General features: G+C 68.4%; 14 protein-coding genes. 9 read left to right on the top strand and 5 right to left on the bottom strand.

The window, feature by feature from the left end; genetic code table 11:
• Positions 1-44 precede the first annotated feature (44 nt).
• Complete coding sequence (locus tag NM203_RS12415; protein ID WP_255060227.1) at positions 45-1,562, top strand: aldehyde dehydrogenase family protein; 1,518 nt, start codon at positions 45-47, stop codon at positions 1,560-1,562.
• Here NM203_RS12415 and NM203_RS12410 read toward each other — a convergent pair.
• On the bottom strand, positions 1,559-3,043 hold the full coding sequence (locus tag NM203_RS12410) for a class I adenylate-forming enzyme family protein (protein ID WP_255060226.1): 1,485 nt from the start codon (positions 3,041-3,043) through the stop codon (positions 1,559-1,561). The two genes, NM203_RS12415 and NM203_RS12410, sit on opposite strands and share 4 nt — an antisense overlap.
• On the bottom strand, positions 3,040-3,849 hold the full coding sequence (locus NM203_RS12405; protein WP_255060225.1) for a FadR/GntR family transcriptional regulator: 810 nt from the start codon (positions 3,847-3,849) through the stop codon (positions 3,040-3,042). Before NM203_RS12405 ends, NM203_RS12410 begins: the two co-directional genes overlap by 4 nt.
• A 96-nt stretch (positions 3,850-3,945) precedes the next feature.
• Here NM203_RS12405 and NM203_RS12400 point away from each other — a divergent pair, with 96 nt between their 5' ends.
• Entirely contained in the window at positions 3,946-4,134 is a 189-nt protein-coding gene (locus NM203_RS12400) for a hypothetical protein (protein ID WP_255060224.1), read from the top strand.
• Positions 4,135-4,138: 4 nt separating this feature from the next.
• Here the strand turns inward: NM203_RS12400 and NM203_RS12395 are convergent, their stop codons facing one another.
• Complete coding sequence (locus NM203_RS12395) at positions 4,139-4,639, bottom strand: UCP032817 domain-containing protein (protein WP_255060223.1); 501 nt, start codon at positions 4,637-4,639, stop codon at positions 4,139-4,141.
• A 46-nt stretch (positions 4,640-4,685) separates the two neighbouring features.
• On the opposite strand from NM203_RS12395, the gene NM203_RS12390 reads away from it, so the two are divergent.
• The 5 genes from NM203_RS12390 (at position 4,686) to NM203_RS12370 (ending at position 9,949) form a co-directional block, all read left to right on the top strand.
• Positions 4,686-5,036, top strand: a complete 351-nt coding sequence (locus NM203_RS12390; RefSeq protein ID WP_255060222.1) for a hypothetical protein — start codon at positions 4,686-4,688, stop codon at positions 5,034-5,036.
• Positions 5,037-5,123: 87 nt separating this feature from the next.
• Positions 5,124-5,891: a DeoR/GlpR family DNA-binding transcription regulator gene (locus NM203_RS12385; RefSeq protein ID WP_255060221.1), complete on the top strand. Its 768-nt coding sequence runs from the start codon at positions 5,124-5,126 to the stop codon at positions 5,889-5,891.
• Positions 5,892-5,916: 25 nt separating this feature from the next.
• Entirely contained in the window at positions 5,917-7,347 is a 1,431-nt protein-coding gene (locus NM203_RS12380; protein ID WP_255060220.1) for an FGGY family carbohydrate kinase, read from the top strand.
• On the top strand, positions 7,344-8,726 hold the full coding sequence (locus NM203_RS12375; protein ID WP_255060219.1) for an NAD(P)/FAD-dependent oxidoreductase: 1,383 nt from the start codon (positions 7,344-7,346) through the stop codon (positions 8,724-8,726). Before NM203_RS12380 ends, NM203_RS12375 begins: the two co-directional genes overlap by 4 nt.
• Positions 8,723-9,949, top strand: coding sequence for an NAD(P)/FAD-dependent oxidoreductase (locus NM203_RS12370; protein WP_255060218.1), 1,227 nt, complete (start codon positions 8,723-8,725; stop codon positions 9,947-9,949). Before NM203_RS12375 ends, NM203_RS12370 begins: the two co-directional genes overlap by 4 nt.
• A gap of 3 nt (positions 9,950-9,952) precedes the next feature.
• Here the strand turns inward: NM203_RS12370 and NM203_RS12365 are convergent, their stop codons facing one another.
• Positions 9,953-10,147, bottom strand: a complete 195-nt coding sequence (locus tag NM203_RS12365) for an excalibur calcium-binding domain-containing protein (RefSeq protein WP_255060217.1) — start codon at positions 10,145-10,147, stop codon at positions 9,953-9,955.
• A gap of 162 nt (positions 10,148-10,309) precedes the next feature.
• Here NM203_RS12365 and NM203_RS12360 point away from each other — a divergent pair, with 162 nt between their 5' ends.
• Positions 10,310-10,609: a hypothetical protein gene (locus NM203_RS12360; RefSeq protein WP_255060216.1), complete on the top strand. Its 300-nt coding sequence runs from the start codon at positions 10,310-10,312 to the stop codon at positions 10,607-10,609.
• 30 nt (positions 10,610-10,639) lie between these two features.
• Here NM203_RS12360 and NM203_RS12355 read toward each other — a convergent pair whose 3' ends face one another.
• Positions 10,640-11,050, bottom strand: a complete 411-nt coding sequence (locus tag NM203_RS12355; RefSeq protein ID WP_255060215.1) for a MarR family transcriptional regulator — start codon at positions 11,048-11,050, stop codon at positions 10,640-10,642.
• Between the two features lie 836 nt (positions 11,051-11,886).
• Here NM203_RS12355 and NM203_RS33500 point away from each other — a divergent pair.
• Positions 11,887-12,465: a GAF and ANTAR domain-containing protein gene (locus NM203_RS33500; protein WP_255060214.1), complete on the top strand. Its 579-nt coding sequence runs from the start codon at positions 11,887-11,889 to the stop codon at positions 12,463-12,465.
• Positions 12,466-12,516: the final 51 nt, after the last annotated feature.

The following is a 12,516-nucleotide window of genomic DNA, read 5'->3' as shown; positions in this document are numbered from 1 at the left end:
GACCAGGGTAGATCCATCATCATATAAATAGCTATGATAGTGCGATGACGGTCACAGCCGAATCGGCCAGTGCGGCTCTCAACGATCGGGCACGGCACCGTGCCGAGTCGCGGATGCTGGTCGACGGCGAACTGCGCGAAGCGCTTTCGGGCGAGACGTTCGCCAATCTCAGCCCGGCGACCGGTGAGGTGCTGGGGACCACCGCGGCGGGTGGTGCCGAGGATGTCGACGCCGCGATCACCGCGGCGCGACGGGCGTTCGACGAGACGGCGTGGTCGACGGATCGCGCGCTGCGCAGGCGGTGCCTGATTCAACTGCAGGAGGCGTTGGAACGCGACCGCGACGCGCTCCGGGAGGAGATCGTCGCCGAAGTCGGCGCTCCGCTGATGACGACGTCGATGGCCCAGCTCGAGTGGCCGCTCTCGGACGCCCTGACCTATCCGGCCGACCTGATCGACGAGTTCGAGTGGGAGAGGGAACTGGGGCCGGGCACCGCGTTCGGTGGCGACAACCTTCGCCGCGTCGTGAAGGAACCCGTCGGTGTGGTCGCCGCGATCACGCCGTGGAACTTCCCGGTCGAGATCGTCCTGAACAAGCTGGGTCCGGCGTTGGCCACCGGTAACACCGTGGTGCTCAAGCCGGATCCGAACACCCCGTGGACCTCGACGCGCATCGGGCGGTTGATCGCCGAGCACACCGACATCCCGGCCGGAGTCGTGAACGTGGTGCCGACGCCGGACAATTCGGTCGCGCAGCGACTGGTCACCGATCCCCGCGTCGACATGGTGTCGTTCACCGGGTCGACCGATATCGGCCGCCTCATCGCCGCGCGGGGCGCCGAAACGCTGAAGCGGGTGTTCCTGGAACTGGGCGGGAAGTCGGCGATGGTGATCCTCGACGACGCCGACATCGACGAGGTGCTACCCAACACCGCGCAGGTCTGCATGCACGCCGGACAGGGGTGCGCCATCAACACCAGGGTGCTGGTGCCGGCGGCCCGCTTCGACGACGTCGTCGCCAAGGTCGCCGACCTGTTCGGCATGATCCTGCCCGGCGACCCCGCCCTGGCCGAGACGTTCCTGGGGCCGGTGATCAACCGCAAGCAACGTGACCGCATCCTCGGATTCGTGGACCGCGCCAGGGCATCGGGGGCCGAGATCGTCACGGGTGGAACGGTTCCCGAATCACTGCCGCCCGGCCTGGAAGGCGGCAACTACCTGATGCCCACGGTCATCACCGGTGTCGACAATTCCCACGAGATCGCCCAGCACGAGGTGTTCGGACCCGTCGCGGTGATCCTGCCCTACCGTGACGAAGTCGACGCGCTGCGGATCGCCAACGACAGCAGTTACGGGCTGTCGGGATCGGTGTTCTCCGCGACGCGCGAGCGCGGGATGGCGTTCGCCGCCAGAGTCCGGTCGGGATCGATGAACGTCAACGGTGGACTCTTCTACGGCGCCGATTCCCCGTACGGCGGATACAAGTCCAGCGGACTCGGCCGCCAGTGCGGGCTCGAGGGATTCGAACAGCACCTCGAAACCAAGGCGATCGGCTACCGCTAGCCGCCCCTGGCCTCGAGCATCGCCGACCGGCTGACCTTCGTCGCAGCGGATCGCGGGATCTCGTCGACGAACTCGACGGTCTTGGGCACCTTGTAGCGTGCGAGACGGCTCTTCGCGTAGGCGATCACGTCGTCGGCGTTGAGGTCGCCCGCGCCGTCGGCCCGTTGCACCACGGCGTGCACGCGGCGGCCCCACTCGGGATCGCGAAGACCGAGGCAAACGACGTCGACGATGTCGCGGTGGGCGATCAGCGCGTTCTCCACCTCGGCGGGGAACACGTTGGCACCGCCGGTCACGATCATGTCGGTGCGACGGTCGGCGATGTACAGGTAACCGTCCTCGTCGAGACTTCCGAGATCACCTGCGGAGCGGAAGCCGTCGGCGGTGGGGACGGCGGGCTTCGCGCCGCCGAGGTAGCGGAACGTGTCGTTCATCGGCGCACGAAGGTAGATCTCGCCGATCTCACCGACCGGCACATCCGCGCCCTGCTCGTCGCGAATGCGGATCTCGGTTTCCCGGAACCCCCGGCCGACGCTGCCCGGATGCCGCAGCCACTCGTCGCCGCGCAGCGTCGCCAAGCCGAGGTTCTCGGTCATCCCGTACGCCATGATGATCCGCTCGGGACTGAGGAGGTCGAACCAGCGGCGCAGCAGATCGGGGGGCATCGACGCCGCGCCCTGCATGATCCACTCGACCGTCGACAGGTCGCGCGGGGCGGCGTCCTGCGCGTCGGCGATCCGGCCGAGCATGGTCGGCGTCGCGGTGAAGTGGGTGATGCCGTGGCGTTGTATGGCGTCGAGAACGCCTGTGGCGCTGAACTTCTCGAGTATCACCAGCCGATCGCCCCCGAGCAGGTAGAACAGCGGATTGAACCCGTTGGTGTGGTACATCGGGCCGGGAACCAGGATGGCCTGCGGCCGGGGAACCGGTGCCCAGTGGGCGACGAACGGCTCGCTCAGGGCGGTCGTCCACTCCGCGGGACGCGTGTTCAGGATGATCTTGGGCAGACCCGTCGAGCCGCTGCTGCAGATGCCGTTCTGCATCGGCGACACGACTGCGGGCAGCGCGGTGTCGTCCTGTGCCAGGGCTTCGGCGACCAGCGCGTCGCGATTCGCCTCGTCCACCACGACCACCGCGTGAAGCACCTCGAGCAGTCGCGAACTCTCCCACGCGGGCAGGTCCCATCGCATCGGCACGGGGACCGCGCCGATCTTCCAGCAGCCCAGCGCCGTGAGTACGAACTCGAGCGAGTTGGGGATGGCGATGCCGACCAGGTCACCGACTCCGGCACCCCGTGCGGCCAACGCGCGGGCCCACTGATTCGCGCCGCGGTCCAGGTGTGCGAGGGGCACGGAGGTTTCGGAGCCGTCCTCCGCCACCATCGTCACCGCGATCTGGTCGGGATCGACGGCCGCGCGCCGAGTCAGCTGTTCGCCGAACGGCACACCCACCTCGACGTTCGGCTGTGACGCCGTGGTCAACGCCTGCCTCCCGAGATCACCTGGGCGGGCAGCGCCTGGATCAGCTGCTCGGGGTGATCGCCGACGACGTAGTTCTGGGTGTCGGCGACGTGGCGCGCTGCCAGCCGGCGCGCGCGCTCGGCGTCGCCCGCGGCGATGGCCTGGGTGAGCTTCACGTGGGAGGCGTGCACCGCCCGACGCGCGGCGAGTGCGGGGTAGGCGCCCTGTGCGGTCGACTGCTCGGCCCACTGACGCTCGTGGCCGGTCCACAGCGCTTCGAGGCTGCCCAGAACGACTGCCATGGTGTGATTGCCGCAGCCGTAAGCGATCTCGTGATGGAACCGGCGGCCGATCTCGGTGAACTTGGCACCGTCGTCAAGGTGCTCGGCAGTGAGGTCGTTGAGTTCGTTGAGCGCCGGGATGAGAGTCGTCTGCCGGTCCGGCCGCTGCGCCGCGAGCGCCGCGCACGACGGTTCCAGCTCCTGCAATGCGAGTCCGAGATCGGTCAGAGCCACCGAGTCGCTGCGAAGCACCAGCCCGAGCATGTAGGCCGCCGACGACTTGGTGGGCGCGTGCACCACAGCGCCGCCGCGGTTTCCGCGACGAACGGAGATGAGCCCCTCCGTTTCGAGGATCCGCAGAGCCTCACGCAGTGACACCAGGCTCACCCTGAACCTGTCGACGAGGACGTCCTGGCGGGGGAGCAGGTCGCCCTCGACGAGTTCGCCGTCGAGTATCTGCCGCCGCAGTTCCTCGGCGACGATTTCGGCGGTCCGACGGGCCGACAGCCTGCGTCGGGCGTCTGCGCCGATCCCGATGGCCGTCACCGGATGCCTTCGTCGTGAGTCTTACCGCTCATTTTTATATTTATAGCGCAATGTGACGCTTTTAGCGGCGACATGATGGGTGGCTAGGCTGGGCGGATGCGCATCGCCATCCTCGTTGTCGGAATCGTCGTCACGGCCTTCGGAGTGCTGTGGGCGCTCCAGGGGTTCGGCGTGGTGGGCGGCAGTCCGATGAGCAACACCACTACCTGGTCGATCATCGGACCGATCGTGGCCCTCGTCGGCATCGCCATCGCCGGGTACGGCGGCCGGGCCCGCAAGAAGTAGCGACTCAGTCCTCGCTGAAACCCGCTATCGCCGTGTCGATCTCGGCGACACGACGCGAGCAGATTCCCCACGGCTCGGCGACGCCGACGTGCCGGTCGAGATCCCAGAGCACGCACTCCTCGCCGGGGTCCGCGACGAGTGACCAGGCGATCACGGTCCGCCGCAACTGGTCGGCCATGGAGTCGGCCTGTGCCCGGGCACCGTCGGGTGCGCCGCCGTCGGGATGGTGGTGAAGGTAACGCCCGTACGCGGTCTCGCAGAACGCGGTGTACCTCGCGGTGCACAGGATGAAGCCGTGCCAGGCCTCGTCGACGGCGTGCGACGGCATGCCGATGACCTGCCCGTCGTGCAGCGCGGCCGCGCAGCATCGTAGCCACTGCCGCAGTCCGGTCTCGACGAGGGCCCGCGGTTGCCACGGGCACGTCTTGTAGACGGCGTCGGGGAGGACCAGGTCGGCTACCGCGCGATTGGCCCTGGCGATCGGGGCCCGGCGGCGGAATCTCATGATTTGCACTCTATTCGGCCGGGTGTGACGGCCGTAGCCTTTGATCATGAGTACGGGGGTCGTGATCTTCTTCGGAGCGCTGGGCGCGCTGGCGCTCGTCGTGGTCGCGATCGCGGCATATCTGTTGTGGGACTGGGTGAGACATCGCAACGCATCGCCGGCCGAGCACTACCGACGCGGGTCCGGCGACCTGCACAGCCCGAGAAGCCGGATGTCCCGCGGGCGTGACGCCGGTTGGGCCGGCGGCGCGGCGGGCGTGGCCGGCGGCATGTGGCTGGCCGGTCAGGGCGGTGCCGACGGAACGGACCACGGCGGCGGCGGACACGACGGCGGCTGCGGTGGCGGCGGTTGTGGCGGCGGCGGTTGTGGTGGAGGCGGTGGCTGCGGCGGCAGCTGACCGTTGTCGCGGTTCCGGTTGACGAGCCGCGGTCAACATCACACAATTGCGGGCAACAACAGTCAAAAGCCCACAAGAGGTCACAGCTTGCTCCCGGTCGCGCGGCACGACGCCATCGTCACGCTGGTCAACGGCGCACACACGGTCAGCACGGACGACCTGGCCAGCAAGCTGGGCGTTTCACTCGAGACCGTGCGCCGGGACCTGGCGCTTCTCGAGGGCCGCGGTGAACTCCGGCGGGTGCACGGCGGTGCCGCGAGAGTGGCCGACCGCGGGACCGGTGAGGAGCCGTCCTTCTCCGAGCGGTCGGTGATCAATCACCAGGCCAAGGCCGACGTGGGCCGGATCGCGGCAGGGCTGATCGAAGCGGGCCAGACGGTGGTCATCGACATCGGGACAACGGCCGTGGAGGTGGCCCGCGCGATCGCCGACGATTTCCGCGGCACCGTCGTCACGTCCTCGCTGCTGGTCGCTGCGGAGCTCGCGGCACGCCCCCGCGTCGACGTGCTGGTCTCCGGTGGGCGTGTGCGCCGTGGCGACCTCGCGTGCTCGAACGCCCACGCCAAGGCCATGTTCGCCGACCTCTACCCGGACATGGCGTTCATCGCGTCAGGAGCGGTCGACGCCGCCGCCGGCCTCACGGATTACCACCCCGACGAGGTAGACATCCGGCGCACGATCATCGCCAACAGTGCACGCAGCTACATCCTCGCCGACTCGTCGAAGTTGGATCGCATTGCGCCGCATCGGGTCTGCGGCCTGACGTCGGTCACCGGGCTGATCACCGAAGCCGACACGTCACCCGCCGTCGCGGCGGCCATTCGCGAAGCGGGAGGTGAGGTCCTGTGCCCGTGACCGACGGTGTGAAGGGCGCGACGGCGTGACCGTCCTCGCCATCGACCAGGGCACCTCCGGCACGAAGGCCATCGTGGTGGATCCCTTGGAGGGAGTGGTGGGGGTCTCCGAAATCGCGGTGCATCCGCGTTACCTGGACGGTGGCGGAGTGGAGCAGGACCCCGGCGAGCTGCTCGAGTCGGTGCTGGCCACCGGCCGGGCAGCGGTCGCGGAGGCGGGGAATCGGCCGATCTCCGCGATGTCACTCGCCAATCAGGGCGAGACGGTCCTCGCGTGGGATCCGAACACCGGCAGGCCGCTGACCGACGCGGTGGTGTGGCAGGACCGCCGGGCCGAATCGCTCTGCGCCGGGATGTCGGAGCACGCGGACCGCCTCGCGGCTGAGACGGGGTTGGTGCTTGATCCGTACTTCTCGGCACCCAAGCTGGCGTGGCTGCGGCGCAACGTCGAGTCGGGCGGCGTCGTCACGACCTCGGATACGTGGCTGCTGCACCAACTGACCGGCGAATTCGTCACCGACGCCACGACGGCGAGCCGGTCACTGGTGGTGAGCCTGGGTGCGCAGGACTGGAACCGGGAACTCCTGGGGCTCTTCGGGTTGGCCGACGAGCGCATGCCCGCCATCGTCGCCAACGACGTCGTGATCGGGTCGACGTCGGCGTTCGGCGGAGACATCCCGGTCGGCGGGCTGGTGGTCGACCAGCAGGCCGCGCTGCTGGCTGAGGCGTGCCTCGAGGCCGGGATGGCGAAGTGCACGTTCGGTACCGGTGCCTTCCTGCTGGCCAACGCCGGCTCCGACGCCGTGCGATCGAGTTCGGGGTCGACGACGTCGGTGGCGTGGCGGGTGGCCGGTGCGGACACGTTCTGCGTCGACGGGCAGGTGTACACGGCGGCCTCCGCGGTGCGATGGCTGACGACGTTGGGCGTGATCGCAGACGCGCACGAGCTCGACTCGGTCGCGGCGGCCGACGCCGCCGGGGTGCTGTGTGTGCCGGCGCTCGCCGGGCTCGCGGCGCCGTGGTGGCAATCCGGCGCTACCGCAACGATTTCCGGGATGAGTCTGTCGACCGGGCGCGGCCACATCGTGCTGGCGGTGCTGCAGGGCATCGCAGGACAGCTCGCCGAGTTGGTGACGGCGATGGAGGCCGACACTCAACCGTTGCGGCGGCTGAGGGTCGACGGCGGCCTGACGCGGTCGCGCGTGCTGATGCAGTCGGTTGCCGACGTCCTGCAGGTGCCCGTCGACGTCTACCCATCGCCGCATGCGACCGCGCTGGGTGCCGCTGCCCTGGCGGAACTGAGCCTTCACCCCGACCGCGCCCTGCGCGACGTCGTGCCGTCGTGGACTCCGTCGTGGACGTACGAGCCGCAGTGGGATGCGGCCCGTACGACCGAATTCCGTTCTCGCTGGCGTACTCTCGCAGACACCACCTACCCGGCGGAGGATCCGTCGTGACCGACTACGACGTCGTCGTCATCGGTGCGGGCATCGTCGGGTCCGCGATCGCCCGTGAGCTCGCCGGGTGCGAGCTGTCCGTGGCGCTGCTCGAGGCCCGCGACGACGTGGGCGACGGCACCAGCAAGGCCAATACGGCGATCCTGCACACCGGCTTCGACGCAACGCCCGGAACGCTCGAATCGACGCTGGTCCGTCGCGGGTACCACGAGCTCTCGGAGTACGCCCGGCACACCGGAATTCCCGTCGAGCACACCGGGGCCGTCCTGGTGGCCTGGGACGACGAACAGCTCGACGCACTGCCCGCCCTGTTGGAGAAGGCGGAGGCCAACGGCTACACCAGGTGCGAGATCGTCGACAGCGCAGCGGTATACGCGATGGTGCCGCACCTCGGCGAGGGCGTGCGAGGCGGACTCACCGTGCCCGACGAATCGATCATCTGCACCTGGACGGTCAACCTCGCGCTCGCCACCGACGCCGTCACCCGCGGCGCGCGGCTGCTCACCGGCCATCGCATCGACGGCGTCGAGGTGGGACCGGATGGCACGACGCTGCGCACGTCCGCCGGCGACGTCACCGCACGGTGGGTGGTCAACGCCGCCGGCCTCGGCGCCGACCTGATCGACGCGATGCTCGGGCACCACCGGTTCACGGTGACGCCGCGCCGAGGCGAACTCATCGTCTACGACAAGCTCGCGCGTCCGCTCGTCGACAAGATCGTGCTTCCGGTGCCGACCTCGCGAGGCAAGGGCGTGCTCGTCAGCCCCACGATCTACGGCAACGTGATGCTCGGGCCCACGTCGGAGGATCTCGAGGACCGCACGGCCACCGGGACGTCGGAGTCGGGTCTCGATTTCCTCCTCGAGAAGGGGCGCGCGCTCATGCCCGGGCTGCTGGACGAGGAGGTGACCGCCACCTACGCCGGTCTGCGCGCGGCGATCGATCACGGCGACTACCTCATCGAAGCCGACCCCGAGCAGCGCTACCTGCTGGTCGGCGGTATCAGGTCGACGGGTTTGACCGCGGGAATGGCCATCGGCGAGTACGCCGTCGAACGGTTGCGGGCCGCTGGTCTGAGCCTGGTGCCGCGCGCCGATCTGCCTGCGCCACCGCGGATGCCTAACCTGGGGGAGGCGTCCACCCGGCCGTATCAGGACGAGGAGCTGATCGCGAGCGATCCCGAGTACGGCGCCATCGTCTGCTTCTGCGAACGGGTGACGGCCGGTGAGCTGCGGGATGCGTGCACCTCGGTGATCCCGCCGGCGGGACTCGACGGCCTTCGCCGCCGGACGCGTGTGATGAACGGTCGCTGCCAGGGATTCTTCTGCGGCGGCGAGGTGCAGGAGTACGTGGACCTGTTGACGGGAGCGCGTCGATGACCGACGTCGTCATCGTCGGCGGTGGGCCGGCGGGGCTGACGGCGGCGGCCGAGCTCGCGGGCGCGGGTCTGCGCGTTCTGGTGTTCGAGCGTGAGGCCGCAGCGGGCGGTATCCCTCGGCACAGCGATCACCCCGGATACGGCATACGGGACATGCGCAGGTTCGTTTCCGGTCCGGCGTACGCGCGCAGGCTCGTCGACCGGGCGGTAGCCGCCGGTGCCGCGATTCGCACCGGTGCGATGGTGACCGGCTGGGCGGGCGACACCACGCTGGAGATCACCTCGCCGGAGGGCCGGCAGCGGGTCGAGGCCGGCGCGGTGGTGTTGGCGACCGGCGCGCGTGAGCGACCCCGGCCCGCCCGCCTCATTCCCGGCGACCGCTGCGACGGCGTTTACACCACCGGGCAGCTGCAGAATCTGGTGCACCTCAAGGGCAAGCGGGTGGGTCGTCGGGCGGTGGTGGTCGGCGCGGAGCTGGTCAGCTACTCGGCAGTGCTGACGCTCAAACACGTGGGGTGCGAGACCGCGGTGATGACGTCGACCTACCCGTCGCCGGAGTCGTACGCGGTGTTCACCGTGGCCGGGCGGTCGCCGTTCCTCGGTGTGGACGTTGCGACCCGCACCAAAGTGGTGCGGATCATCGGCAAGCCGACCCTGCAGGCCGTCGAACTCGAGCACCTCGACTCCGGTGAGCGGCGCGTCGTCGAGTGCGACACCCTGGTGTTGACCGGCGATTGGATACCCGACCACGAGCTGGCCCGCAGCGCGGGACTCGTCATGGACGCGGGAACGCTTGGGCCGCTTGTCGATACGGGCCTGCGCACCAGTCGGCCAGGGGTGTTCGCTGCCGGTAACCTCCTGCACCCCGTCGACACCGCCGACATCGCCGCACTCGACGGGCGACACGTGGCGGGTCGAGTCCGGGAGTACCTGCGTGGTGCAGTCGAATCCGCCGGGGGAGTGCGACTGCTGGTCGACCCCCCGCTGCGGTGGGTTTCGCCGGGACTCCTTCGGCAGGGTGACGAGGCGCCAGCGCGCCGACTGCTGCTGTGGACCGATGAACTGGTGCGCGTGCCGACGGTGGTCGCGCGGCAGGATGGCCGGGTGATCGGCCGCAGGACGCTGCCATGGCCGGCGTCGCCGGGGCGGGTGTTCCGGGTGCCGTCGAGGCTTCTGACCCGCACACATCCGGCCGGCGGCCCGGTGACGCTTGCGCTGAGCTGAAGCTCAGGACTCGCAGGCGATCCCATCGCCGTCGCGGTCGCCGCCCGGCCAGTAGTTCGGGTCGTCCTGCGGAATGTCGTACGCCCCGTCGGCCTTGGCCTGAGTGCAGTTTGCGTACGGCCCTTCGGCGGCGGCTGCCGGAGCCAGACACACGCTTGCGATGACGATCGCGACAGCGGAGAGGACTGTGCGAAACATGTTTACCCCCAGTGATCTTGAAATTGACAGTGCCGTAACTACCGGCGGGATGACATTAGCTGAGCGATCTTGCGAAGACCAGCACTTCGCGAGATTGAGTTCGCTGCGCGCATACTGCGAAGTTGGGATCGGTAGCCGGTCCGGGAGTGTGAAATAGGGGGCATGAACATGATTTCGCGATGGATCTCGACGTTCGCGCTGTCGGCCGGCCTGGGTCTGGCCGGTGTCGCGCTGACCGCCGGCGCAGCGCAGGCGGAGGGGCCGAGCTACACCGGAGGCAATTGCCCGGCCGGGCAGACCTGCACGCACTGGTGCCCCGGTGATCCGCTGATTCCGGGACACCAGGTCATCAGTTGGGACTGGAACGTGTGCCACGACTGGTACTGGGACTCCGTGGGCGTCACCGATGTGACGACCAACTGGATCTACCCGTGGGCCGGGGCGCCCCGCCAGCTTCCGTAGCCGAACGCACGGTCGCCCGCGGCGTCCGCGTCAGGCGCCGCGCGCTTCCAGATCCGCTCTGAATCTCCTCGTCGCGGTTGTCATCGCGTCGATGACCCGGCGGGCGGCGTGGATGTCGTCGTCGGACAGTTCGGTCAGCGAGGCGTGGACCCGTCGATCCGTCTGCTCGTCGGCCTCGGCGACGGTGTCCCGGCCCGCCCTGGTGACCTCCACGGTGTAGGTGCGGCGATCGGCCGGGTCCGGAACCCGTCGGGCGAAGCCCCTGCCGACCAGTCGTTCGATGACGTAGGTGACGGCCGCACCGGACAGGTGCAGCGAGTCGCGAAGGTCGGTCGGCCGGATCGGTGTGCCGGATTGTGCGGCGATCACGAGGTGGAGATAGGCGGCCAACTCGCTGTTGCCGATGCCGTGTTGGGCACCGAATGCCTGTGTTGCGAGCATGACGTCGTGCGTCAGCGTCGCGCGATGACGACTCAGTACCTCTTCCAGGTCATGACGCGACCCCGCTGATGCCATGGAACCCCCCGACCCGGCGATCTTGCCTCATCAATTTACTTACGAATGGCGGAAATGCCCAGTCGGGGGGCATCCGACGTGAATCGGGCGGGGTGCAAACTGCCGAAATGCGCTGTGCCCGAGGATTTTCCGACCCGCACTTCACGCTCTCAGCAGCGCCTCAGGCGCCCGTGCGTAGGTTGGTTTCAGGCGGGTGATGGCCGTGTGCCGGGCCGCACCCGCATAGGGTCTCTGCCGACTCCCGACGTGCCGCTGAGCGGGAGTCGGCGAGACCCGTTCAACACTCGGGCGCCCTTGGTGGCTACGTCCTGAACCACCAAGGGCTTGGATGGAGTGATGGCCGGCCAACGTCTCCGTCCCGCCGTGGGTGCTACCCCGATGTAGGCGAGGCTAAGCGACTTCAGCCATTCTTGAACTGAGCGTCCACCGGTCGGTCTGCGAGGTCGTCGGCGCGCTGGACTCTCCAACGCCCGAGGCGCAGCTGTAGATCAACATCAGTGATCCAGGGGTGTGCGATTCCTCGGGAATGGGTAGAACCGTTGCACGTCTGGTGCGTTGGTGCATCGGCGCGCTAGTCAGGTCCCGCTGGTCCAGATCCCTCCGCTGGCGGCCGTGGGTGAAGGCCGGAGGAGGGCCATGGAGAACAATCACCTGGCGGCATTGCTGGGGGAGTTCGCAGTAGCTCTCCAGGACGAGTCGAATCCCGAGTCCCTGCTGCGGATGATCGTCGATAGTTCGGTCGACATGGTCCCAGGGGCGCGATGGGCAGGCGTCTCGTATATCCAAGCCCCGAAAATCGTGGCGCGGGTGCCCACAGCACCGCTAATCGCCGAGCTCGACGTCTTGCAGTCCGAACTGAACGACGGCCCGTGTGTCAGTGCGCTTCGCGATCATCACACGGTCCACATCCGCAACATGGAAATCGAAGAGCGGTGGCCCCGCTTCTCGGCAGCCGCATTCGCGCGCGTGGAATCCGGAGCATGCTCTCATTCCAATTGTTCGTCACCCACACCACGTTCGGCGCGCTCAACCTCTACGGTTCCGAGACAGGCGCCTTTACCGACGACAGCCGCCGGATGGGCGAAATCCTGGCCCAACACGCGTCGGTCGCTCTGGCGGCCAGTGCAGCAGATGACCAGTTCCGTCGGGCGCTGTCCAGCCGCGATGTTATCGGGCAAGCCAAAGGTCTACTGATGGCACGCAATTCGGTGTCCGGTCAGCAGGCTTTCGCGATGTTATTGCGGGTTTCGCAGAACACCAACCACAAACTGCATGACATAGCCGGGAAGCTGGTGCTGATGCATGAAGACGACGTCGCGGAGAAACAGCCTCACGGATGACTTGCCGCTGGTGCGGCCGCGAACCGGTTGTGCTTCGACATGCCGACATCA

This window comes from Mycolicibacterium arenosum, from assembly GCF_024320865.1.
Lineage (GTDB): Bacteria > Actinomycetota > Actinomycetes > Mycobacteriales > Mycobacteriaceae > Mycobacterium > Mycobacterium arenosum.
The sequence above is the reverse complement of the archived record's forward strand: the minus strand, read 5'-3'. Positions and strand labels throughout refer to the sequence as shown.

What these genes read in the sequence shown, in the direction of transcription:
- NM203_RS12415 (WP_255060227.1), top strand. Translation starts at nt 45, where the DNA reads ATGACGGTCACAGCCGAATCGGCCAGTGCGGCTCTCAACGATCGGGCA.
- NM203_RS12400 (WP_255060224.1), top strand. Translation starts at nt 3,946, where the DNA reads ATGCGCATCGCCATCCTCGTTGTCGGAATCGTCGTCACGGCCTTCGGA.
- NM203_RS12395 (WP_255060223.1), bottom strand. Translation starts at nt 4,639, where the DNA reads ATGAGATTCCGCCGCCGGGCCCCGATCGCCAGGGCCAATCGCGCGGTA.
- NM203_RS12390 (WP_255060222.1), top strand. Translation starts at nt 4,686, where the DNA reads ATGAGTACGGGGGTCGTGATCTTCTTCGGAGCGCTGGGCGCGCTGGCG.
- NM203_RS12370 (WP_255060218.1), top strand. Translation starts at nt 8,723, where the DNA reads ATGACCGACGTCGTCATCGTCGGCGGTGGGCCGGCGGGGCTGACGGCG.
- NM203_RS12365 (WP_255060217.1), bottom strand. Translation starts at nt 10,147, where the DNA reads ATGTTTCGCACAGTCCTCTCCGCTGTCGCGATCGTCATCGCAAGCGTG.
- NM203_RS12360 (WP_255060216.1), top strand. Translation starts at nt 10,310, where the DNA reads ATGAACATGATTTCGCGATGGATCTCGACGTTCGCGCTGTCGGCCGGC.
- NM203_RS12355 (WP_255060215.1), bottom strand. Translation starts at nt 11,050, where the DNA reads ATGCTCGCAACACAGGCATTCGGTGCCCAACACGGCATCGGCAACAGC.
- NM203_RS33500 (WP_255060214.1), top strand. Translation starts at nt 11,887, where the DNA reads ATGGGCAGGCGTCTCGTATATCCAAGCCCCGAAAATCGTGGCGCGGGT.